The organism is Lysobacter sp. (genome assembly GCF_035655815.1).
Taxonomy (GTDB): domain Bacteria; phylum Pseudomonadota; class Gammaproteobacteria; order Xanthomonadales; family Xanthomonadaceae; genus Lysobacter_J.
In genome coordinates this window covers 1-24,129 of sequence record NZ_DASRTS010000035.1, presented here as the reverse complement: position 1 = coordinate 24,129, position 24,129 = coordinate 1, and the positions used below count along the sequence as shown (strand labels likewise).

Annotated in this window: 14 protein-coding genes; 12 read left to right on the top strand and 2 right to left on the bottom strand. The window is 62.5% G+C overall.

The features are described 5' to 3' along the window. Window positions 1-1,081: 1,081 nt before the first annotated feature. The 6 genes from VFE83_RS09455 (at window position 1,082) to VFE83_RS09430 (ending at window position 8,901) form a co-directional block, all read left to right on the top strand. On the top strand, window positions 1,082-2,254 hold the full coding sequence (locus VFE83_RS09455; protein ID WP_324905425.1) for a hypothetical protein: 1,173 nt from the start codon (window positions 1,082-1,084) through the stop codon (window positions 2,252-2,254). 547 nt (window positions 2,255-2,801) lie between these two features. Then, window positions 2,802-3,071, top strand: coding sequence for a hypothetical protein (locus tag VFE83_RS09450; protein WP_324905423.1), 270 nt, complete (start codon window positions 2,802-2,804; stop codon window positions 3,069-3,071). A 488-nt stretch (window positions 3,072-3,559) separates the two neighbouring features. Further along, the gene (locus tag VFE83_RS09445; RefSeq protein WP_324905421.1) at window positions 3,560-4,162 is read left to right on the top strand and encodes a hypothetical protein; all 603 of its coding nucleotides are present in this window, start codon (window positions 3,560-3,562) and stop codon (window positions 4,160-4,162) included. Then, the gene (locus VFE83_RS09440) at window positions 4,153-6,240 is read left to right on the top strand and encodes a hypothetical protein (RefSeq protein ID WP_324905419.1); all 2,088 of its coding nucleotides are present in this window, start codon (window positions 4,153-4,155) and stop codon (window positions 6,238-6,240) included. Before VFE83_RS09445 ends, VFE83_RS09440 begins: the two co-directional genes overlap by 10 nt. Next, the gene (locus tag VFE83_RS09435; protein WP_324905417.1) at window positions 6,233-7,327 is read left to right on the top strand and encodes a TniB family NTP-binding protein; all 1,095 of its coding nucleotides are present in this window, start codon (window positions 6,233-6,235) and stop codon (window positions 7,325-7,327) included. Before VFE83_RS09440 ends, VFE83_RS09435 begins: the two co-directional genes overlap by 8 nt. After that, window positions 7,327-8,901 carry a TniQ family protein gene (locus VFE83_RS09430; protein ID WP_324905415.1) on the top strand — a complete coding sequence of 525 codons (1,575 nt, stop codon included), beginning with the start codon at window positions 7,327-7,329 and terminating at the stop codon, window positions 8,899-8,901. The genes VFE83_RS09435 and VFE83_RS09430 overlap by 1 nt, the downstream gene beginning before the upstream one ends. 154 nt (window positions 8,902-9,055) lie before the next feature. On the opposite strand, the gene VFE83_RS09425 is transcribed toward VFE83_RS09430, so the two are convergent. Together VFE83_RS09425 and VFE83_RS09420 are read right to left on the bottom strand one after the other, a co-directional pair. Beyond that, window positions 9,056-9,358 (bottom strand): HU family DNA-binding protein, encoded by a 303-nt coding sequence (locus VFE83_RS09425; protein ID WP_324905612.1) that lies wholly within the window; start codon window positions 9,356-9,358, stop codon window positions 9,056-9,058. A 9-nt stretch (window positions 9,359-9,367) separates the two neighbouring features. Further along, the gene (locus tag VFE83_RS09420) at window positions 9,368-9,610 is read right to left on the bottom strand and encodes a hypothetical protein (RefSeq protein WP_324905413.1); all 243 of its coding nucleotides are present in this window, start codon (window positions 9,608-9,610) and stop codon (window positions 9,368-9,370) included. A gap of 988 nt (window positions 9,611-10,598) precedes the next feature. On the opposite strand from VFE83_RS09420, the gene VFE83_RS09415 reads away from it, so the two are divergent. From VFE83_RS09415 to VFE83_RS09390, 6 genes are all read left to right on the top strand, one after another. Beyond that, window positions 10,599-11,303 carry a response regulator transcription factor gene (locus VFE83_RS09415; RefSeq protein ID WP_324905411.1) on the top strand — a complete coding sequence of 235 codons (705 nt, stop codon included), beginning with the start codon at window positions 10,599-10,601 and terminating at the stop codon, window positions 11,301-11,303. Between the two features lie 875 nt (window positions 11,304-12,178). After that, complete coding sequence (locus VFE83_RS09410) at window positions 12,179-12,706, top strand: filamentous hemagglutinin N-terminal domain-containing protein (RefSeq protein ID WP_324905409.1); 528 nt, start codon at window positions 12,179-12,181, stop codon at window positions 12,704-12,706. A 23-nt stretch (window positions 12,707-12,729) separates the two neighbouring features. After that, window positions 12,730-17,484 (top strand): S-layer family protein, encoded by a 4,755-nt coding sequence (locus VFE83_RS09405; RefSeq protein ID WP_324905407.1) that lies wholly within the window; start codon window positions 12,730-12,732, stop codon window positions 17,482-17,484. A 274-nt stretch (window positions 17,485-17,758) separates the two neighbouring features. Then, window positions 17,759-19,471: a ShlB/FhaC/HecB family hemolysin secretion/activation protein gene (locus VFE83_RS09400; protein WP_324905405.1), complete on the top strand. Its 1,713-nt coding sequence runs from the start codon at window positions 17,759-17,761 to the stop codon at window positions 19,469-19,471. A 129-nt stretch (window positions 19,472-19,600) separates the two neighbouring features. Continuing rightward, window positions 19,601-21,481, top strand: coding sequence for a hypothetical protein (locus VFE83_RS09395; protein ID WP_324905404.1), 1,881 nt, complete (start codon window positions 19,601-19,603; stop codon window positions 21,479-21,481). A 1,007-nt stretch (window positions 21,482-22,488) separates the two neighbouring features. Continuing rightward, window positions 22,489-24,129 (top strand): ESPR-type extended signal peptide-containing protein (locus VFE83_RS09390; protein ID WP_324905402.1); only part of this gene is annotated, 1,641 nt, incomplete at its 3' end.

Genomic DNA, 24,129 nt, shown 5'->3' with positions numbered 1-24,129 from the left:
CTGACGACTGTTTGTTACCTATGGTTGGGGGAGCCACGGATCGCTTCCGCTCTGCGCCGCGATCGCGCTACACGCAACCTGTGGTCCGGGCCGATTGAAGGTGAGCCCGGACGAGGGGTAGATTTGAGCAAAATGGTGCTTTGGAGGTTCTGGCCCCCATCGCATCGATGGAGCCAAGGTCGCAGGAGCGTGGCCATGAATGTCGGGATGCGGCAGGCTGCCGCTAACCAGATGCAGCTGATCGGCGACTTCGCAGAGCTGCGATTTCGGTGACGTGCCATGGACCTCGCGCCTGAGGCACGACAATTCAAGGAATGGCTTCGGTCCAGTCGCCGGGCTTCTCGGCTGACACAACCACAACTCGCCAAGCATCTGGGACTGGCTACCCGAGTGGTATTCCTCTGGGAGTACGAACGCTGCGAGGATCTGCCAACCCGCGAGCAGTTGAATGCACTGGCTACCGCCCTCCACGCGAAGGCTCCCGACCTGCCGGTTGATCTGTTGCCATCCCACGTCGAGGCCCCGCCTGAGTCGGAGAGCGCCGCGGCCACGTCATCCGAACCTGACGTGCCGGCGGTGTTGCGTGTCCCGCAGGAACTCAAGGTGTGGCTGCGGGGCTCGCGACATCGCGCGAGGCTGACACAGGCGGCGCTTGGCGACGCCATTGGTGTCTGTTCTGTCACCGTCTGCATCTGGGAACATCCGGGAAAACCCACGCTGCCGAGTTGGCCGAAGCTCGAAGCGACTGCGGCCGCGTGCGGAGTTGAGCTGCCCATCCTCCACCCGGATCTTTGTCTCAGCGGTCGGCGCAAGGCCAAACAGATGGTGCTCCGCGAGCTTCCGCCGCCTGCGCACACACTGATGGAGGAGATCGAACAAGTGGCGACGGATCTCGCTTCGATCCGCGCCCCACATGGCAATGCAGCGCGCAACGCCAGGCTGTTTCTAGAGTATTACGGGCTGGGGTCAACGTTGCAGGACATAGGCGATCGCCACCGCCTCACACGTGAGCGCGTGCGTCAGGTAATTGCGCGCATGCTCGAGCATCTGGCCGTCCGCCCCGCTCGCCGGGAGCGTTTCCTTGAAGTCGCAGAGCGTTGCCGCGGCCTTGGGCCAATGCCGGTGTCACGCGCCGAAGCGCAACTGGACCGATCTGCTGGGCGGTGTCACGCTTGCAGCGGCGCAAACCTATGGCGCGCATGTGCTTGGCGAGGGGCTGCCAATCGAGATTGATACCCGCCAGGCGGTGCCCATGCTGGTGGGGCGGGAGAAGGCGAACTGGGTGCCAACCGCCTTACGTCACGCGCGGCGCTTCATCCGGTTCAACGGCGCCGCCTTGCTTGACCAGGTGTGGGCGGCGACCCAGGAGGAGCACGAAGAGCGAATTACTGCGGACGAGGTTCGCACGGCGTTGCGCACCGTCTGCGGTTATGTGGAGCTTGATCGTACGGGACGGTGGTTCTGGTTCGGTGAGGCAGACGGTGCCAATCGCCTGCTCGATTGGTCGCGCCGCATTCTCGCCACGGCACGGGCCCGTGTGGATGTCGAGCACGTCCATGCCGGGATTTCCCGCTTTAGTCGCCTCTACGACGAGACGTCGCCCATCACGCCGATACTCCCTACCGCTGAGGTGCTGCTCGCGATGCTGGCCTCGTGCCCGGATATCGAAGTCCAGCAGGCGGACGACCTGCGGCTCGTCGACGATTCGCGCGTGTCGCGCACGGCGCCCGATGGCGTCATCGGGAGCGTGATCGACCTCCTGCGGACGCATGGCGGCGTGATGGCATTGGGCGACATCAAGGCAAGGCTGGTGGGAGAAGGGGGAATCAGCCCCATCTCACTGTCAGTCCAGTTGTCATGTTCGCCCATGATTCGCCGTATCGATCACGGTATCTATGCGATCCGCGGCGCCCGGCTGGAAGGGCACAGCATGCGCAAGGCGTACGTCCGGAACGCCAACGAGATCATTGAAATCCGGACCCACGAAGACGGAAGCATCAGTTGGGAGATGACGCTCACGGAAGGAGCCATCACGAATCGCCAAATGGGGTTGCCTGCAGCGGCTTGTCGCGTCCTCCAGCCCGGCAGGTTCCGCGTGCGAGGTGGAGGCACCGTAGACGTCGACCCGCACGAGAAGGTACGTCTGGTCCGCGGCGGTGTCCGCGAGCTCATTGCGATCGGAGGGCGGCCTGGCGACCGCTTTTGCGTCACCCTTTGGCCGACACAACGAGAGTGTGCATTCGAACCACTCTAGGCGCGTGTGGCCGTTGGCGTTCGGCGGACTCTTATGGAGTGCCGCAGCAACGTCGTTCGCCAGCGGGGATTGGCGTATCGCGCGTGCAGCCTTGATGCATCTGGTCGCGTGTGAGACGAGGACCACGCCGGCCACGATGCGGCGTTTGGTGACCTCGCCGGCGCCGATCACTCGCGGGCCCGGCGTTGCACCTACCGAGGCTCTAGAAACAGCGTTGCGCGAAAGCTGCGACCTGCGTGTGTCGTAGCACGTCATCGAATCAGTGACTCGTCCCATCAGGAATGGTGCCGTCGCACCAGCTCCTCGATATACAGATCTAGCGCCGCGCATATCTGATGTAGGGCATCCGATCAGTACGACGTCAACGACGCCGTCAACTGGTGTGCCCGCCCGTCATGCCTCGCGGCGCAGGCAGTGTCACGATGGTTATGAAACAAGCCATCCGGATATGACGACGAATGTGGAAAAAATCGATCAAAATCATATACTTGCACTTGGCGGCCCGGGCCGATACAGTCGGTGCAAGGTCGCTTCGGGTCGTTTGTGTATGCCCCAGCCGTCTGAAGTCGAGTTGAGGCTCCTTGAGCAATACGGCGGGTTGCTGGATTCCGCCACCACCGCGCGGCTGCTGGGCTATCCGAGTGCGGATGCCCTGACCAAGGCCCGACGACGCGGCCATCTCACGTTGCCGATGATGCGCATCGCCCATCGGCGCGGCTGGTGGGCGACCCCGAAAGACGTGGCGAAGTACTTGGCGCGCCTGTCGTTGACAGGACTCGTGTCCAAAGAAAAGAAAGGCGGCCGCCACGTTCGCTAGCTGCGCGAGAAAGGCGAGCTTCCCACCGCACGTGCAGAAGGAGGACTCCATGACCTAAGCGCCGATGGCTCCACCGCCAATCCGGGCTAGGAAAAGCACAAGGCCCAGCACTCCTGGCAGAGTGTCTGGGCCCGAAAAGCGATAAAGCTACGGTGCTTTGTCGCGATGGTGCCTCTTCCCCGCCTCTCTGTCAACGAGACCTGAGCCGCTTGGCCAGGTTCTCGACGGGCGGGTTTGCCCGGTCCACTTCCCGCCGGCATGTGCTTCGGCCCATGCCGGCCTTGAACGGACCTGCACACATGTACATGAATTCGATGGCGTCGATTGGGCGAGGACGCCCCACGGCGCTGCTCAGCGCATTACGCACGTTGCCTGCGGCGTCAACCGCACCCGCCATGCTCGCAACCCGATCGTGGGTGGGCGTGAGCCTGCCGCCCCCAAGGCGGTGCCGCGTGCGAAAAATTGTCCATCGCGGTGCGCCTCGGCCAGTGACCAAGGTGCCCTCGATTCTGCTGGGGCGTTGCGTGCACTGCGAGTCGGAACTGGAAGCAGAGCTGGCACTCATTCTGGATGCGTGCCCGGGCGTGATGTGGTTCGGCGAGCAACCCGCCCTCCTTCAGTACACACATCGCGGCGTGATCCACACGCATTTCCCCGACTTCGCGGTGGCCACCACCGAGGGTCGCGAGTTCGTCGAGGTCAAATTTCGCCATCAGGTCACGGACGAGGTGCTTGAGCGCACGGCCCTGCTGACGCAGCGCCTGCATCGCTACGGGGTGGGGTATCGGCTGGTGACCGAGGACCAGATTCGGGGCGGCACCGCGCTGGCCAACGCCAGGAAGTTGCTGGTGCGAGGACGGGAAGCCACCACGCCGATCTGGACGCTTCAGGCCTACGAGACCGTTCGGCAGCGCGGTGTGACCACGCTGGCCGACTTTGACTGGGAGCGGCCCGGCAGCTTCGACGCGGCCGGCGTCGCCCGGCAAATCATCGACGGCCGCCTGCACATCGACATGACCGCCACCATCGGCGCCGACACGCCCGTGCATTTGCCTCGTGCACTCGCCAAGGAGAATCGGCTATGGCGCTAGGCACATTCCAGATCGGTCAACGCTTCTCGATCGGCGAGGCGTCGTACCGCATCTTCCGCGAGATCCAGGAAGGCCGATGGACCCTCGAAGATGTGGCGACTGGTTGCTTTCGCGAGGAGACAACGCCGAGCCTGCTAGCGCAATGGAGCCGCGGTGAGTTGCGTTTCTTCGAGGGCGCGTCTGAGAAGCGGATGGGGCAGGCTGAACGCCTGACGGCGCTTCATCGAGCGCACGAGGATGCGTTTCGACAGAGCTATCCGGAGGCGCTATGGAAGCGGGCGCAAGCCAAACTGGTGTACATCCGCAAACTCGAGGGGGTGCCGATCACTGCGTCGGTGATCGTGCCTCGCATCCAGGCGATCTGGGAGGAGGCGGCCAAAGAACAGGCAGGCTCGGACGGCAACGCGGCACCGATCTTCGAGAAGCCACCGCATTTCACCACCGTGGCGACGTGGATCCGCACCTACCGCGACGCGGGATACGACATTCGCGCACTCATCGACCGGCAAAGCCAGAAGGGAAGTCGCGACTCCAAAACGGATGAAATCGTCGAGCGGCTGGCGGACGACGCGATTGCCACGCACTACCTTACGCCCGCGCGAAACAGCAAGGCGATGGTGCTCAAGGAACTGCGTGCACAGGTGGCGGTGCAGAACCTGGGCCGTCTCGCGTCCGAGAAGCTGCCGCTGCCCGGCCTCAGCTACCTCAAACGCAGGATCGCCGAGATCCCGCCGTATGACAGGTGCGTGGCCCGTTACGGAAAACGGGTTGCCGACATCCGGTTCCGGGCCGCGGGGATGGGCGCACCGGCCGAGCGGCCCCTGGCCCGGGCCAGCATCGATCACTGCCGTCTGGACCTCATGGTGGTCGACGAGGAAAGCGGGTTGCCCTTGGGGCGGCCGTGGTTGACGCTCGTCCTCGACGAATGCACCCGGAATGTCCTGGGGTTCTACCTCGGGTTCGAAGAGCCCAGCGTCGTCAGCGTGATGCGCGCCATCCGGGACGCGATCATGCCGAAGGATGAACGTCTCGCGGCCTACCCGAAGATCCTCAATGCGTGGGATGCCTGGGGCGTGATCGAGGAGATCGTCGCCGACAACGGCATGGAACTGCACTCCGAAGCGCTGGAACAGGCCATTGGTCGGTTCGGCATGCGGCTGCAGTTCTGCCCGAGGCGCAAGCCCTGGTACAAGGGGAAAGTCGAGCGCTTCTTCCGGACGCTGCGAACCGGTCTGGTGGACACCATCCCCGGGAAGACGTTCCACAACATCCTGGCGCGGGGCGATTACAACCCGACCAAGCATGCGGTCGTGCGGTTGTCGACGTTGCGCGAGATCGTCCTGACCTGGCTGGTCGACATCTATCACCAGGAACCGCACCGCGGCTTGGACAGCACGCCGGCACGGGAGTGGCAGGAACGCATCCAAGGCGTGGACCGTTGGCTGCCCCCGTCGTCGCTGTCCATCGAGAGTGCCTTCAGCCGCAAGCTGGAGCGTCGCCTCACGCACAAGGGTATCGAGCTGGATTGCCTGTTCTACAACTCGCATGAGCTGCGTGCCGTTCGGGAACAGTACGGGAACGAGATCCATGTCGAAGTCCGGGCCATGGACGAGGACGTCGGATCGATCATTGTCGTCGTGCCTGCGGCGGAGCGGGGCGGGGAATGGCTGATCCGGGTGCCGGCCTTGGATCAGGCCTATGCCGCGGGTCTGACGCGCTGGCAGCATGAGGTCTGCAAGCGCTATCAGCGCCGCATCCTCGACGACGAGGCCCGCGAGGTCAGTCTGCTGGCCGCCCGAGATCGCATCCGCGAGTTGATCCGGATGGACATGGATCTGGTGAAGCGCAGCTCCCGCAAGAAGCAGGCGCGGTTCATGGAGACCGGCCGGGCCGCGTCCACGCCCGCGCCGTCTCCCGCGCCCACGTCGACGTCGACGCCGCCACCGTCGCCATCACCACCACCGTCGCCGGACGTGGTCGCACCGCAGCTTGCCCGCCTCCCGGTCGAATCGATCGACGAGGACGTGCCGAGCCTGGTGTCCCGCCGTGTTACCTCATCGGAGAACCTGTATGTCTAAGCACACGGACCTGACGCAGTTCAAGAACCTGGTGGGCGCCATTCGCATCGACCACCGCGCATACGACGCGATCCATCAAGCCTTGAGCGAGACGTACGACGATGTTGATTCGGATGCGGGAGTGGACGGGGAGCCGGCCGTGCCCGCCTGCCTGCTGCTCATCGGCGAAACCCGCACGGGCAAATCGAGCGTGGTGAAGGATTTTCTTGCACGAAACCCGCCCAAACGTCGGAAGGACGGCATGCGCCAAGCCGTCATCTATGCCGCAGCCCCTCCGGAGGGCACGGTGAAGGCCCTTCTGGAGCAGCTGCTGAAGGCGCTTGGCGATCCGCTCTGGTCGAAGGGCAGTCGGACCAACATGACTCACCGCCTGCTCACGTTGCTCAAGGGGGTGGGCTGCCGCATGATCATCCTGGACGAGTTCCAGCACCTGGTCGACAAGGGCCAGAAGAAGCGCCTGTTCGAATCGGCCGACTGGCTGAAGAATCTGGTCGAAAGCCGGGAATGGGCGCTGGTTGCGGTGGGGTTGCCGGACTCGGTGTCGGTCGTCAACGCCAATCCGCAGCTCAAGGCACGCTTCGATGCGCCGTTGACCATGCCCTTGTTCAACTGGCAGGACGATCATTCGCGACGCCAATTCAAAGCGGTTCTCAAGGCGTTCGCCATGGAGCTGCAACCGTTCGAGTTGCCGGCGCTGGAATCGGACGAGATCGCGTTGCGCTTGTATCTGGCCACCAGCGGACGCCTGGGCCTGTTTGCCAAGCTGATGGATCGTGCCGTGAAGACTGCGATCCGCCACAACACCACGGCAATCCGCCTCGACGACCTCGCGGCGGCGTTTGATCGTGCGATCTGGTACGCGCCCACGTTTCCGCTGGAAGATGGGCCGTTCGGAGCGAACCTGGACCTGTGTCGGCAGGATGAGATCCTCGACCAGGTGCGGGCGCTGGCGCAGCAGGACGCCTACGCCGACACGAGCGGCGCGGTGTCGATCACGGCGTCCCCCACAGCGCGGCCTGCGGGGACCGGGCGCAAGGGGCGGGGCACCAAGCGCGAGTTGCGCGACCAGATGGCGAGGGCGCTGTGATGCTGGTCCTGACGCCTGCGCCTCACCCCACCGAATGCATCTCCGGCTACCTCCACACGCTGTCGACCGCCAATGGATACGATCGCCCGACACGGGTCATCTGCCACTTGCGCCGTGTCGGAAAGCTGGTCCATTTGCGGCTGGCCGATATCGACGTCATTCGGGACATCGCCGGCGTGGATAAGCGTACGGCCGAACGCCTGTGTTTTCGGCCCGAGGATCCCAAGTCCAAGAAGACCATGCGCTTGCTTGGCCAGGAGGTGTATGTCGACGAGGCGCGCATGGACGTGTTCCGGATCTGCCCGGCCTGCGTGAGGGAAACGGGCCGCCACGAGGCGGCTTGGCATCTCAAGGTGATGGACTGGTGCCCGATCCACCGGATCCGCCTCCTGGAGCAATGCGAGGCCTGTGATCGGCCGCTTGGATGGAACCGGCCGGCCGTTGGGCGGTGCAGTTGCGGCAGCGACCTCACGGCCCAGGGACGCGCCTCGACGTGTTCGGACACACTGGCGCGCCTGCTGCAGGCCTTTCGGGCCGTGCTGTACCGAAATGCCGCGGCCCCGATGCCGGAGGCCTTGGCGCACCTCAAGGACCTGGATCTGTATGCCCTGAGCCGATTGGTCCACGTGCTTTGCGATCAATTTTGGGAGCGCGACAAGCGGGGCATCCCCCTCGGACCGAGGCGGACCGCCGAACATCTGGAAGCCGTGTCCGTCATGTTGGACGACTGGCCGCATAACTTCCGCTCATTCCTTGTGGAGCGCTATGAGGAGGCGATTCTCGCGGATCGATGGGGAGATGCCTTCAGAAGCCAGCTGTATTGGGCGCTCACCTGCCTGAAGAAGAACATGCGTAAACGCCGGGTCCAGTATGAATTTCTGATCGATGAGGTGTATCACTTCGGCGCGCGGTACATCCCTCGGGAGCGCCTGGTGCGCGGGGAGAAGATCAGACAACCGGTCGCCAGCCAATGGGGTTCGATCCTGGAGGCGGCGTCCGTGGCCGGAATGGATCCGCGCACCTTGGCTCGGCGCATCCGCGCCGGCGATGACATTCCGATCTTGCGTGCCGATGTTCACCGCGCAAACCGGTACGTCCTGGTCGACATGGACTGGGCACGCAGTTGGAAGGTGTCGCGATACGCGCCGGTCAACGTGCGGCACGCGGCCGAACTGCTGGGCGTGTCGGTGAACGTGCTTGAGGGGCTCAGGAAGCAGGGCGTCTTCCGGACCAATCACCATACCAATCGCGCCAACGGTTACTCGGAGGAGGACATCGAGGCGTTTAGTCGGGTGCTGCAGTACCTGGTGGAACGTCATTCCAACGACGGCACAGTGGGCGGCCTTATGGCGGATGGCGTGACGCTGCGAACCACGAAATCCGTACAACTGAGGATCGCACTGCTGGGTGGCCTCATCGCGAAATATCCCGATATCTGGGGCGCCGCCACTGCCGTGCCTGACGCGGAGTCGGTGGACGGTCAGATCGCGATCGAGACGACCTGCGGGGGGTGGGGATGGCGTGTCGAGGCAGACGCGCAGTTGGCTGGTAGCGCATTGCTTGCCTCGGCCTGATGGTCTGCGACCTCTGGCTCAGGATTGGCATGGAAGACCAATCCTGAGCCGGTGGTCTGGCCCGCCCTCCATCTCCGCGGGCCGACATCCTGGGGAGCCGTTAAGGGAACTCGCGCCTCGCTGGCGGAAAGCGCACGGTGGGGGCGGACGTCTGTTATCGCAACGACGCTCTGAGCGTCTTGCCTGGCTTGAACGCCGGGACCACGGACGCCGCAATCTCGATCGCTTCACCGGTCTTCGGGTTGCGGCCTGACCGTGCCGCGCGCGTGCGCGCTTCGAACGTGCCGAATCCCACGAGGACTACCGGCTCGCCATCCTGCAGTGCTTGCGTAATGGCCGCGAGGGTCGCATTGAGCGCAGCCTCGGCCTGCGACGAGGGCAGCTGCGCACGCAGGGAAATGGCTTCAACGAGCTGGGCTTTGTTCATGAGATGAGCCTCCGCAGGAGATGGGGTGATGGTGCAGGTTCACGTGTCGGATCTGGATGTCTCGCCATTCGAATGCGGCGGCGCCGATCGAGCGGCGAGCGGACTCGACGCGTCATAAGAGAAGGCCGCGACGGAGAGATCCATCCAAGCGAAGGCGATCGACTTGAGCGACGGTGCGCCGTAAAGAACGGTCGAGTAGACGACATCCACAACATAGAAGAGTCCAAGCAGTGCAAGGACGATCCGCAGTGCGCGCATAAGCCTCCATGCATCCAGCTGCATCGGCGTGCGCACCGTCAAAAGAGCAATGAAGGCCTGCGTGCGAAAAGCGTTCGGCCGCTCCGCAGCGCCCGCTTGTCATACGCGCCAAGTCTTAGCTGGTGAGTATCGCCTGCCTTCGCGGGAGTCCGTGACGCGCTATGACGCCGCGTGCCGAGCTGTGCGTCTCGCTGCAACACGCATCTCATGATGTGCCGTTCCCGGTGTGCTTGCGTAGCTCGAATGGACGTGTGTCCCGCAGGAGCGGTGTGCCGCGTGCCCCAATGGGCAGCTTCTCGATCTGACCACCTCGCGCGAGAAGCGCCTCCACAGATTCACGGGTGACATCTGTGGAGGCGGGCGCGGGGCGTCGCCATGAGGGCCCAGCGGACGGGCTTTCGCGTATCACTTATGCCGTCTCCACCAAGCCTGCGGATCGGCGCACGCCCACCGCCTTTAACGTGATCGCCTCTGCTCCTGTGTCAGCGCAGTGCGACGATGAGGCTCGGGCCAAGGCTTCCAAGGCTCGCTCCGAGAGCGCGGAGCCTGCGGTGCAACGCGACATCACGCACGGCCGGAACAGTTGCGTATGGCAACGGCGACTGGATAAGCAACGAATATTCATGGCATCGCAACTTGCTGAAGTGTCGGCCGAAGGCAGGCGCACAATGCGCGGAAAGCCAAAACGGGCAAATGCTCGTGGCGAGAGTTGCTGCGCAGAGAGGAACTCGCTAAGCAATGACATGCAATCGCCTCACGAGTCGCGGTGCGTCAGTAATTTCCGCATCTGGGCAATATTGGCTCAGTAACGCGCACTGATCAGAACGTTCCTTCTTGCGGCCTACGGAACTTGAGCCACCTGCAGTTCAGGTGAGTTGATCCGAATCAAGTTCGTGTGTGCTCGAACGACTAGCGTCGCTTCGTATGTTCACAATGGCGCACGGGAATGCAGCTATCGAAATCAAGCAGCCCGCCCATAATTCGGATGCGTGATCGCCGTGGTCTGCGCTGAGTGACGCCGCTTCCCAGTCCCTCGAAACTGAGCGTAGCGATCGTTGAGGGCGATCTTGAACTCCTAGAGGAGCTGTCTGCCAAGCTCGCCGACTACGGCTTCAACGTGATTGGCTGCCCCAGCGCGAAGACCTTCTGGGTGGCTCTTGCGCACACATCATTTGACATCATGGTGCTTGACTTGGCATTGCCGAAGGAGAGCGGCTTGACAACGCTTGAGCAACTGCGGCGCGCCGACCCACATATCGGCATCATCGTGCTCACGGATACCCATGCCGGTTCGGAGCACAGTGCGGCGTTTCTGGCCGGTGCCGATGCATGTCTCGTAAAGGCGGTGGCTATCCAGGTACTCGGCGCAGCGATCGAGTCGGTCGCGCGCAGAATCGCGCCTCAGCAGCGCATACGTTGGGCAATAAGCGAGGATGGGTGGACGCTGCAGTGTCCATCAGGGGCGGTGATCGAGCTGAATATGCACGAGCGCGTCCTGCTTGGCTCCCTCGTTCGGAATGCGGGCGCAGTGGTGCCCACTGCGGAACTGTTGATCGAGATGTACGGAGCGGAGACCGGGAGGTCGGGCCTCGCGCGTCTGAATGCGACCCTGCACCGTTTGCGAAAACGAGTTGGCGCGCTAGGGGAGGCGCTTCCAGTCCGGCGGGTCTACCGCGGCGGACTTGTGTTCGACCCAAACCCATCGAAGGCGCGTTAGCGGCTTTCCACTAGCGTGCGAAGGCACTGAGTGCCATGACGTGGGTCGTGCGAGGGATGGATGCATATGCCGCACCGTCAAGGGATTGGGCACCCGCGCCACGGCACAGGAAGGTGCTGATGTGAACGCCGCTGCTTCTTGGGAGCAGACGCGCAACGAGCCCGACGGGTGACGCGGACTGACATGAAGTGACGCTCGCCTTTGTGCGGTTTGTGGCGTTCGTGGGCATGCGCGTCACGCCAGGATCACAGGTCTTGGTGTAGCGTCCGGCGCGTCCGCCGGGCAGCTCGAAGAAGGTTTCTGTTCGTGCTGGGTGAGACAAGTCTGGTGAAGCCATCGACAAGGATGCGGTCCGCATGGCGACAAGAATTTCCAGAGCACAGTCAGCCTGTCGCGGCGAAGGCATTGCCGCCTTTGTCAAAAGCGACTGCGCCGATGACCGATGTCCTTTGCCCTCATCGATTCCCTGGCGGGGCGTAGTGCGCGGGTGACGCAGCACGTCGGAGTGCGCCAGACGCGCACGCGGCAGGTTCCCCGGTCGTCGCATGGCGCCAACATGCCGCAAGCGCCTCGCCATGCGCGCTTTGCCCATCGAGGCCTTTGCCTTTTCAAAAAATTCAACTCTGTTGCGACTCGGCGCTGAACATCCGCCCCGTGAGGGCGACGATGTGGACTTCCGCTTAAAGCATATCCGCACCTTATGCAAAGTCGCTGTCACTGAATCTGAGCTCTCCTCGCCAAGGCTGCGTTCGACTCGTATCACTAATTTCCCCGCTATCGATTGACGAGGCTCAAATCCGCAAGGGGAGCTATTCGTAGTGTGACACCCGACGCGTCAAGAAATTGACGCACGCATGAATCGGTTGGGAAGTCATATGAATACTATCTATCGAGTCGTATGGAATGCCGCCACAGGTCAGTGGACCGTGGCCTCGGAACTGGCGCACGGAAAGAAGAAGTCGGGCCAGCGCACCATGCTCGCAGTCGCTGTGGCTACGCTTCTGCACCCCGTGGGCGCGATGGCCCAATCGGTGCCCTCCGGCGCCCTTCCCACCGGTGGCGAGGTGATAGGCGGGCAGGCGATCATCGGACAGTCTGGGTCTGCGATGAGCATCGACCAGTCGACTCAACGCGCCGCGATCAACTGGCAGACATTCGACATCGGTCAAGATGCCTCGGTCACCTTCAACCAGCCCAACGCACAGGCGCAGACGCTCAACCGGGTGATTGGTGGCGTCCCCTCGAGCATCGAGGGTGCCCTGAGCGCGAACGGCCAAGTGCTGATTCAGAACGCAAACGGCGTGCTATTCGGGAACGGTGCGTCGGTCAACGTGGGCTCGCTGCTCGCAACCACGAAGAATGTGGATCCGGGCCAATTCATGGCGGAGGTCCGCTTGCCCTGAGTTCGACGGGTTCCAATGCCGGCGTGGTGAACAAAGGCACGGTCAATGCCCAAGGCTTTGTGACCTTTGTGGGCGACCAGATCCGCAACAGCGGCGCGATCAACGCTAACCAGGTGGTGCTGGCGGCGGGCGATAGTGCGACGGTGGCGCTCAGTAACGGCCAGGGCGTGTCGGTGACGCTGTCCAACGCGTCGGCGAATGCGCTGGTGGACAACAGTGGCAACATTCAGGCCGGGGAGAATGGCTCCGTCCTGATCACGGCCCGCGGCGCCAATACCGTGCTCGACACGGTGATCAACCTGTCGGGCGTGGTCAAAGCCGGCACGATTGTGGCCGATGCGGGAACCACGGGCGACGTGGTGTTGACGGGCCAGCTTGATGCCTCGAACAACATTGCCGGAGGCAAGGGCGGGGTGGTGGTCCTCTCCGGCGATCGAGTGGGCTTGTTCGACAACGCCTCGATCAACGTGACGGGCGATGTGCAAGGCGGCACCGCGATCATCGGTGGTGACAATCTCGGCAAGATCCCGGGCACCTCAGCGGCTGGGCTGATCGATGAGGTTGCACTGGCGAGCTACACCCAGGTCGATAAGGGCGTCAACATCGATGCGGGCTCCGCACATGGCGACGGCGGCTTCGTCGAGACCTCGGGCGAGGCGCTCGCGCTTGCGGGCACCATCAGCGCGTCGGCACGCGAAGGAAAGGCGGGTCTGTGGCTGATTGATCCGACAAACATCGTGATCAATACCAGCGCAAGTGCTAACAGCACTGAGTCTGGCGGCACCTTCTCACCGAATGCCACGGCCGCCACCACGGCCGTTGTCAACAACGGCTCGATCGAAGCAGCGCTCGGCACGACGGACGTTCTCATCACCACTAACGTCACTACTGCCGGCACAGCCTCGGGCCACATCACCCTGTCCGCGGGTACCAATATCACTAGTGGCAGCGCCAACAACCTCACAATGGAAGCCGTTGGCAATGTCAGCATTCAGGGCAACATCACGCTGGGTGGCGGCAATCTCAATCTGACTGCCGATGTGGGCAACGGTGGCGTGGGTACAGTAGCGACAGCAAGCGGGAGCACCATTGACCTGGGGGGCGGCAGCCTCTTTGTCTCCGGCAATAGCACGATGACGCCGAGCGCGCGTGGCGTCAGCTTGGAAGGGGCGTTGTCCAACATTGGTGGAGGCGTGATCTCCGGTGAGGCGAATGGTGGAGTAGCCGTTTACATCAACAACAGCTTAAACATGACCGGCGGCGCACTCGAAATTGTCGGCGCATCAAACACCTCCAGCGCCGTGAGCTTGGGGCAACGGTTTGCGGTGTCGGCAACTGACAGCACCGTCAACATCACAGGAACATCTGGAACTGGTCACGGCGTCTTCTTAAATACGTCGGGAGCAATCGTCGCAGAGGCAAACAGCGCAATCAACGTCGACGGGACGTCCTCTGCGGGTACTGGATCGGGCGTGTACCTTGGCGTTGGCTCACGAATCGATGTCAATGGAGGCGATGTTGCCGTCCAGGGATCGTCGAACGGAGGAAGCGGTGTTTTTCTTGGCGCAAACGCGACGATAAATGTCACTGGTGGGGATGTCTCCATTGAGGGCACGTCAAACTCCGCCCACGGCGTCCAATTCACCACGAACTCTACGGTCAGTGTCACGGGTGGCAATTTAAGCATCGATGGAACACTAGAGTCTGGTGCGGGTTCGGCCGTGCGTCTGCTCGGTGACGTAACCGTAGCCGACACCGGCGATCTCACGATTAGCGGCTCCTCGAACGGAACCGGCAGTGCGGTGGCCCATGGCAGTGCGCAAGGAGGTGGAACCATCACGGCAATAGATAATGGCACCATCAGCATCGCCGGGACGGGGCATAACCAACGAGGATATTACCAATACGCGAACACGACCCTCGCTGCTTCCAATGGTGGTGTCATTACAGTCAGCGGAACTACCACCGCGATTGGCTCAGTAAACGGCATGAGCCTGTATGGAAATGTGCAAGCAACTGATAATGGCACCATCAACTTCCTTGGCGCATCACAAGGCGATAAAGGAATTTACGTTGGTCCAAGTGGCGTGCTTACGGTTGCGGACAGCGAACTGACGTTGAGCGGTAGCTCGGGAAGCGGAGTTGGTGTACAGCTGGATGGGACGGCAACCGCCAGTAACGGCGTATTGGCCGTAACCGGGGATGTAGACGCCGGCATTGGTGTGATTATTCAAGGCAATGTGACCGCAGAAAATAGCGTCACATCTTTCACCGGCACCTCGGACGGTGAGGCGCCCATCAACATCTACGGCACTCTCACTCCGAGCATGGGAGGAGGAGTTGCGCTACTGGGCAACCTGACGACTGCGGGTGACCGGGGGGAAACTACCATTATCGGGACCTCGTCCTCGGACAGTTCCGGCGTATGGATCGTCGAACCCGATTCAGTGCTGTACGATGCTGCCAACTTCACTCCTTCCGGTGGTTCGCTTGTTTCCGCAGTCGATGCGATAACAACTGTCACTGGTACCTCGAATAGCGGTGGCGGCGTAGACATTGGCGGGGCAGCAGGAACGAATACCGGTGGCACATTGGTTATCGCGGGGAGCTCCACAGAGGGAGCCGGCGTTAGCGTGTCCAGCACTGGCACGATCGCTTCGACTGACGAAACTTCGGTCGTAAATGTGTCTGGCTCGTCAGACGTCGGCAATGGCGTTGAACTAGGGGGCACACTCAATGCGACGAGCGCGGGTGTGATCGACCTCGACGGCGCGAGCAACTCAGGCGCCGGCGTGAGTGTTGGTCCCGAAGGCAGCGTTTCGGCCGACGGCGAAGGTTCGTCTATCGATGTGAACGGCACATCGACTACTGGTGACGGCGTGGCTCTGTACGGCGACGCCAATTCGACCAACAGCGGCACGGTGAACATCACCGGCGAGTCGGCCGGTGGTGCGGGCGTCGATATCGGCGCCAACGGCGCGCTGGCGTCGGACGGAGATGGTTCGAGTACCAACGTGACCGGCAGTTCCGACTCCGGTGCTGGTGTGGCCCTTGAGGGCGATGCCAACTCGACCAATAGCGGCTCAGTAAACATCAACGGCAACTCCACCAACGGCGCGGGCGTCAATGTCGGCACCAACGGCACGCTGGCTTCCGATGGCAGTGGTTCGGGCACGAACGTGACCGGCACGTCGAACACCGGCGACGGTGTGGCCCTGGACGGCGGTGCCAACTCGACTAATAGCGGCTCGGTGAACATCACTGGGGGTTCGATCGACGGCGTGGGCGTCAACATCGGTACGAACGGCGCGCTGGCATCGGACGGCGACGGTTCGGGCACGAACGTGACCGGCACGTCGAACACCGGCGACGGTGTGGCCTTGGACGGCGATGCCAACTCGACCAATGCCGGCTCGGTGAACATCACCGGCGACTCGACCGACGGGGCCGGTGTGAACATCGGTACCAACGGCACGCTGGCCTCCGACGGCGATGGTTCGGGCACGAACGTGACCGGCACGTCGAACACCGGCGACGGTGTGGCCCTGGACGGCGATGCGAACTCGACCAACAGCGGCTCGGTGACCATCACCGGCGACTCGACCGACGGCGCCGGTGTGAACATCGGTGCCAACGGCGCGCTGGCCTCCGACGGCGATGGCTCGGGCACGAACGTGACCGGCACGTCCAACACTGGCGACGGCGTGGCCCTGGACGGCGATGCCAACTCGACGAACGCCGGCTCGGTCAACATCCAGGGCAACTCCACGGATCCCAACGGCTCCGGCACCGGCGTCAACGTCGGCGAGAACGGCAGTGCGTCCTCGGACGGCACGGGGTCGAACACCAACGTAACCGGCAATGCAGCGGGCAGCGGAGATGGCGTTGGATTCAAGGGCGACAGCAGCAGCACTGGCGGTGGCTCGGTGAACATCACCGGCGGCTCGAACGCGAGCGCAGGTGTCAGTGTCGGCGAGAACAGCAGTGTTTCCTCCGACGGCCATGGTTCGTCGACCAACGTCACCGGCGACTCGACGACTGGCACGGGTGTTGATAACAGCGGAAACCTAGGCAGCACCAATGGCGGATCGCTCAACATCACGGGCGAATCGAACAGCGGAACCGGCGTCAACAATGACGGCACGATCGGCTCGGACGGCGATGGTTCCTCGACCAATGTGACGGCCAACTCGACCGACGGAATCGGGCTGAACAACGATGGCACGATCATCGAGAGCAACGGTGGCACGGTGACTGTGATCGCCAACGGCAATCCCAGGATTGCCGGCAATGGCACCTTCCCGGAAGGTGTGCTGCCTCCGCCCCCAACGCCGGAGTCGCCCACTCCTCCAACTTCGGGCGGTTCCTCCGGCGGTGGTTCGGGTGCTGCAGCAGCAGGGGTCGCAGTCGTTGGCGGTATTGCGGGGCTGACTGCGGCGCTGTCCGGACCCGACGCAATGTGGGCGCTGGACTCGGCACAGGCACTCACGGTTGAGGCTGGCGACCAAGCCGCTTGGTACGGCTCGCAGCTCACCTGCCTGGACGTTCAGGCCGGAACGGCTAAGGTGTGCCTGAACACACGGCAGGGCGAGCTCCAACGCACGCTGACGTTGCAGGACAGTGGCGATGGAGTGCGCCATTACGCAAGCGAAGATGGAGGCATTCGTACCGAGTTGTCGGTCAATCCAGAGACACGTGAGTACTTCTTCATCGAGACTGGCGTGGTGGACGGCAAGCCATACACGGTCAAGGCGCACGGCTGGTTGACAAAGAAGTAGGCGCAATCTGGAGCCATCTGACCTCACTTCCAGCGTTGTCTCCTGCCAGTCCCCGGTTGGGCTGGCAGGGCTCTGGGTGGGCGAATGGCGGGCGACACTGATCGTCGAATGATCGCCGCCTTCGAGGCGGGGATGTAACGAGGATTGTACTGGACGGCCGCGAGGCACCGAGTACACGTCCTCAAAGGGTGGCGAGCATATGGAATGCAGGGTCGCTTCAGATCGCAGCACATCGGTGGCGATGTGTCGCGGGAGGCTGGGATCGTCGGTACCGATGACCCTTCTTGTGCTCTTGCTTGCAGGACCGGCGAATGCGGAGACCGCACCATCGCCTGCCGTGTTGGGGCCGATCGGATCACGAGTTGGGGATGGCGACCGGACGTCATCGACGGTTGCGATCAATGTCATTCCAGCCGGAAGCCGACAGGAGCCTTTGGTTCGGGCTGCGCTGGTCGATGCCTTGGCCCGAGAGCGCGCGCCACGCACCTTGGAAGAAGTGGATGCCTGGTCGCAGTCGTTGACCGCGGCCCTTCGGGCGGGCGGCTTCCCGATCGGTCAAGTGTTGATGACCGAAATGGATTGGGCGAATGCGCAACGGACCGGGCACACGGTATTTACCGCCTTTCCGGGACGCGTTAGCGCGATTCAGCTGGTGAATGAGTCGCAGGTCAAGGACGAGCGGCTTGAGAAGCTGATCGCGAGGGCCCTGTGCGAATACGAAAGCCTCGACGTACGCGCCTTGTCGGGTTCCGAACGCCGAGAACAAGGTGGCGATCCCGTGAGCACGTGCCTGTTCGAAACCCGGCGATTCGAGCGAACCACGCAGCTGCTGCAGGACTTGCCTGGGGTGGCCCTTGCGGGAGCGCCGCGCTTCGGCCCCGGCGCAGGGGCTGGCGATGTTGAGGTGAGCTTCGCGATCACGTCGAAGGGCAAGCCTGTTAGCCTCGATGCGATGGTCGATAACAACGGAATGGAGGCGACCGGGCGAACCAGGTTCACGGTATCGGCCCGGGGAAACAATCGCCTCGGGCTCGGGGAGGATTACGCGGCAAGCGCAACCGTGACGACAGAGGGAATGTGGACCGGTGCGCTGACGGGCAGCATCCCGGTCTTTTCCGACGGTCTACGGCTGGCGGGCGGCTTTACCCGGCAGCAATACACGGTGAACGCAGTCGGCACGCGCGTGGCTGGGACAGCCAATATCATTTCAGCCGGAGCGACCTATCCGTTTGCGCGCGGGCTCGACTTCAATTTGTGGGGCGGGGCGTCCTACCTGCACAGTGAAACCGAAATCGAGTTCACCGACTTCAACTTTGCCACGCACGGGCAAATCGACGGGCTCAAGCTTTCGTTGAGCGGTAACAGCGGAGATCGCGCGCAGCAATTGCGCACCAGCTTGTGGAGCGCGTCTTCCGCGCTGACGTTCGGACGGCAGGACAACGATGATCCGCTGGACATCGGACCACGCAGGGCAGGACGTTACGCAAAACTTTCAGGCTCCGGTTTCGGGCGTTTGATGTTGAACGAGTCAAACGATCTGTTCGCGACGCTGGGCGCTAGCGGACAGTGGGCGAATCGGAACCTGGACCCCTCCGAGCAGCTGATGCTGGGCGGCCCAGGTGCGGTGCGCGCGTACCGGACTGACGAGGGGTCAGCGGATGAAGGCCTCATCCTCAGCCTGGGCATGTACAAGCGTCTGGCGATCGCTAAGGGCCATCAACTGCAACTGGGTCCGATTGCCGATTTCGCCTACGCGCGCGTAAACGCAGATCCCTGGCTGAACTGGGAGCAGAGTTATGTCGGCATTCCAGATGTGAGTAACACGCGCAAGCTCGCCGGTTACGGTTTGGAGCTCGCCTGGTTGACACCGATCGGAGCGACGCTGTCGCTGACGGCGGCAAAACCATTCGGCTTTTCCGATGGCTCGTGGGTCGAGTTAGGCGATCGATCAACTCAAACCTGGCTCTCCCTCTCCTGGCGCCAGTAGGCAGATCTAAGGTTCCCGTCCCGGCCGTGCCTGACGAACCCAGCCATTCGCCGAATACAAGCAGCCACGGTGGCCAAGCGGGCTTACTTCACGCCTGTCCAAACACCGCATCCGATTCGAAGGTGTTCTATGCCTGAAGTCTTCCCGATAACCCAGTTCGAGTATCACTGCTATCGGCGCGAGCATGAGACCGCGGGCCGACAGCTCTTGGCGCTATTGGAGCGTGTGGACCAGCACTATGGCGTCTTGATGGACGTGGACGACTGGGCACAGTCAGCCGAAGCGCAGGACATCATGGACGAACACCTGACAACGCGGCTCGCCGCGGCTATCACCGCGCTGGTCACCGACCCCGGCTTCACGATTTCGGACTACGGCATTGCCAAGCTTGCGCACTTCCAGCGATGGCTTTCCGCCCTGTTCGCAGTCAGTCCGTTCCGCAATGCCGACCATATTCTGCGGTCGCTCGGTAATGATCCCCACGCCAAGAACACCTTGGCGATGCGCACTGAGGAAACGCGCAAGTTTCAGCTCTTCTACCTAGCCGAATCGGAAATGCGGCTGGACTGGGATGTGTTCTGGCGCTTTGACAAGGTGGCTGCGGCCAATCTCGCCATCTCGCTTCTGGCGACGCGACTGGTCGCCTCGCCGGCGGCTCACCAGAAGCGCGAGATGCTCCTGCGCTGGTTGCCTGCGCGGCTGGATCAGATCGAGAGCCTTGATCAGCTGCCCGCCGGCGTACTACACGATGCCTACATGCATTGCTCCTATGCGGACCTACCGGGCAAGCACGACATCAAGAAGCCAATCAACGCGTTGATTCGGCGCAAGCTCGCCAGCCTCGATCTCCACGACGTCGCTCGGCCGCCGGCCAGCCTGGGTGACGACAGTGCGACGGGAGCGAAGCCGGTGCTGCTGGTCGTACTCGAGTGGTTCTCCAAGAACCATTCGATTTACCGCACTCACTCGCAAACCATGGTCGCGATGCGCGATAAGTTTCATTTGGTTGGTATGGGGTTTGAAAGTCGGGTCGACGAGGTGGGACGCGACGTGTTTGATGAATTCGTCCCACTGGAAGGCAACAACGTGTGGGGCCATGTCGCTCATGTCAGGCAGGTGAGCGAGGCACGGGGCGCACAGGTGATGTACATGCCATCCGTCGGCATGTTTCCGTTGACGATGATGCTGGCGAACCTGCGCGTAGCGCCGTTGCAACTGATGGCCTTAGGCCACCCGGCCACCACGCATGGACACGCGATCGACTACGTAGTGGTCGAGGAAGACTATGTGGGCGATCCGACGTGCTTTTCAGAAAAACTGCTCCAATTGCCAAAGGACGGAATGCCGTATCGGGCGCCTTCGGCCCTGCTGGAGCTCAATCTCGCAAAAGGACATCTTCCCCCGCCGCGCTCAGCCGACACAGTACGCGTGGCGGTCGCGGCGACCATCATCAAGCTCAATCCAGGCTTTTTGAAAACGTGCGGCGAGATAGCGCGGGAGGCGGCCGTGCCGGTGGAGTTTCACTTTCTCGTCGGCCAAGCCTCCGGGCTGACCTATCCGCAGGTGCGCAACATAGTGCGTCGCCTGGTCGGCAAGGATGCCGTGGTCCACCAACATCAGAGCTACGAACGTTACATGAAGGTGATCGCAGACTGCGATCTGTTCCTGAACCCGTTTCCGTTCGGAAACACCAACGGCATTGTCGATACCGTCTGGGCAGGGCTCGTGGGTGTCAACAAGACGGGCCGAGAAGTCAACGAGCACATCGACCAGGGGATGTTTGCGCGGCTGGGGTTTCCTGCATGGATGACGACCAGCACGCACGAGGAGTACAAGGCCGCGGCACTGCGGCTGATCAACAACGCGCAGGAACGGCGCTCGCTCGCCAGCGAGTTGGCAGGGCCTCAGGCGATAGAGAAGCTGATCTTCCGAGGCAGGCCGCAGATCCTGGGCGAGCGCGTTCTGGAGCTATGGCGTGCCCTGTCGCGCGACGAGACGACCCGCATATAGCTCCTAACCGATATAAGCCTGTCTAGGCGAGCCACGCCAGCGCGCATTTGGTGCCCATGCGTGGCACGAGACAAGGAGGGCAGCCCTGCGTGGCCGGCAACCGGCGCGATGGTCCAGCGTCGGAGCATGCTGATTTGGATCCGTGCCGCGCTCGGCCAGTCCATTGGTTGCTGCCGAAACTTACGGTCAGGGCTGGTCGAAGTCTGATTCCCGCGCGTCCTGCTTCAGGACGTAGGAAGTCTGTGCTCAAGGACGATTATGCGCCTGCAAGATTGCATCCGCTGTTTAGACTTCCGACACTACGAGTTGGCCTGCGCGCGAGACCCTCGGCGCCTTTGCCGTCGTGTGGCGATCCGCGTCACGCCAAGATCACACGCCTAGGTGTAGCGTCCGGCGCGTCCTCCGGGCAGCCCGATGAAGGATGTCTCTGTTTGTGGCGATGGGTGAGACATGCCTGGCAAGCGATCGACAAGGATGCGGTCCTCATGGCGACGTCAAGAGTCCTTTTGAATCCAGAGCGTCACGACAAAGACGTCGCCGCCTTTGTCAGAAGCGACTGCGCCGATGATCGATGTCCGTCCTTCGATCACGCGCCATGCCGTAGAGGTCGCCACGTCGCCGCGCGTCAGCGGGAACGCATGACCATGAGCCGCTGATCCGTCGCGTCCATCTGCGAGACTGCCATGAAGTCCTCATGACGCGCATTTTGCTTGTCATGGCGCTTTTCTATGCGCGATTCAAAAGCTCCCTACTTCAGATTTCTCGTCGAGAGAGCGCGGCTGATGGGTTCCGGGCGCCAGCCACGCCACAAACGCTGTGATATCCGCACCTTCGGATACCGGCGGCGATCGAGGTTTCGAACGTCCATCGTCACGCTGTATCAGCGTCTAACACCGTTCCGTGCGCGATTGATTGACCAAACTCAAATCCGCATGGGTCGCGATTCGTAGTGTGACACCCGACGCGTCAAGAAATTGACGCACGCATTAATCGGTTGGGAAGTCATCATGAATATGGTCTATCGAGTCGTATGGAACACCGTCTTGGGTCAGTGGACGGTGGCCTCTGAGTTCGCGCGGGGCAGGAAGAAGTCGGGGACGCATCGCGGCGCCGTGTCGCCCACCGGTGGTCGTGTGCTTACTGGTTCTGTTGCTTTAGCAGTAGGCGCACTGTTTGCAGGTGGCTCGTACGGCCAAGTAGTGACCACGCGGATCGTTCATACGAACGGCACGGTCCTTCCTGTTCCAGGTGGTGCGGACATCGACACGACGGCGGCTGGCGCGTCCGGCCGAGGCGTGGTGGTCCAGAACCCGGGCTCGCAAGTCGTGTTTGGCAATGCGGGCGGATCGGGGACCATCCTCGATGTCAGCACAACTGGCGGTGGTGGCGCTTTCGCAATCTACGCAGTTTCTGGCGGAAGTATCGCGGCGCACGGGGATGTAGTGGCTTCAGTCTCCGGTGATGGAACTAGCTTCGGAATTCAATCGGCCTTCGCAGGCTCTGCGGTCGACATCCATGGGAACGCGACGATCCTGACCGACGGCCTGGGAGCTCAGGGTATCCGGAGCTATGACGGCGCCACTATGAATATTGATGGCTTGGCGACGGTCGCAACACGTCGCGACAACGCCACAGGCATTCGCGCGCAGGGCGGCACAAGCGGCGGGGCCGAACTCACGATCGGTAGCGCTAATGTCGACACCCAAGGTCTTAACGCGGGCGGCTTAATCGCGTCGGTCGGCGCGACGCTTCGAGTAACGGGCGACGCAACCGTGACGACTCTGGGAGATTCGTCTGGTGGTCTCACCGTAGGTAGCGGAGCCTCGTTGGAAGTCGGCGGATCAGCGTCCATTAGGACGGAAGGCGGAGGAAACGGCGCCGTCGGTCTATATGTGAGGGATGCCGGCAGCATCCTAAGGGTTGCCGGCGCGGCCAACGTGGTCACCTTGGGCGACTTTTCTCAAGGGGCGCTCGCGCGCCTTGGCGGCGTGCTAAATCTTGGCGTGGTCGATATCACAACGAGCGGCCAAGATGCTGACGGTATTGTGACCTGGGATGCAGGAAGTAGCATTCTGATCACCGGTAATGCGACTGTGGCGACCAACGGCGACGATTCGGCAGGGGTCTTGTCCACCACCGGCGGCTCCATCAGCTTGGCGTCGGCTGAAATCACAACGAGCGGGCTCAATGCCGATGGCATCGCCGCTACCGACGCGGGTTCCAGCGTCACCGTGTCAGGCAATGCCAGCGTTGCCACCAACGGCGACAGCTCGGCTGGTGTGCAGGCCTCCAACCAGGGTGCCATCAACCTGACGACGGCCGACGTCACGACCAGTGGCTTGGACTCCGATGGCATTGCGGCGACGGACGCGGGCTCCACGGTCAACATTACCGGTGACGCAGGGGTCACCACCAATGGCGACAGCTCGGCGGGTGTGCAGGCCTCCAACCAGGGTGCCATCAACCTGGCCGCCGTCGATGTCACGACCAATGGCGTGGACTCCGATGGTATTGCCGCGAGCGACGCGGGTTCGACCGTTACGGTGAGCGGTGGCGCGTCGGTTGCGACCACGGGCAATGACGCCAGCGGTGCGGCTTCCAGCAACGGCGGCGTGATCGATTTCCAGAATGCGCTCGACATCGCAACC

Bases quoted from the DNA above. Each gene is read 5' to 3' on its own strand.
- VFE83_RS09410 (WP_324905409.1), top strand. From the start codon at position 12,179: ATGAATACTATCTATCGAGTCGTATGGAATGCCGCCACAGGTCAGTGG.
- VFE83_RS09430 (WP_324905415.1), top strand. From the start codon at position 7,327: ATGCTGGTCCTGACGCCTGCGCCTCACCCCACCGAATGCATCTCCGGC.
- VFE83_RS09440 (WP_324905419.1), top strand. From the start codon at position 4,153: ATGGCGCTAGGCACATTCCAGATCGGTCAACGCTTCTCGATCGGCGAG.
- VFE83_RS09435 (WP_324905417.1), top strand. From the start codon at position 6,233: ATGTCTAAGCACACGGACCTGACGCAGTTCAAGAACCTGGTGGGCGCC.
- VFE83_RS09395 (WP_324905404.1), top strand. From the start codon at position 19,601: ATGCCTGAAGTCTTCCCGATAACCCAGTTCGAGTATCACTGCTATCGG.
- VFE83_RS09400 (WP_324905405.1), top strand. From the start codon at position 17,759: ATGACCCTTCTTGTGCTCTTGCTTGCAGGACCGGCGAATGCGGAGACC.
- VFE83_RS09420 (WP_324905413.1), bottom strand. From the start codon at position 9,610: ATGCAGCTGGATGCATGGAGGCTTATGCGCGCACTGCGGATCGTCCTT.
- VFE83_RS09450 (WP_324905423.1), top strand. From the start codon at position 2,802: ATGCCCCAGCCGTCTGAAGTCGAGTTGAGGCTCCTTGAGCAATACGGC.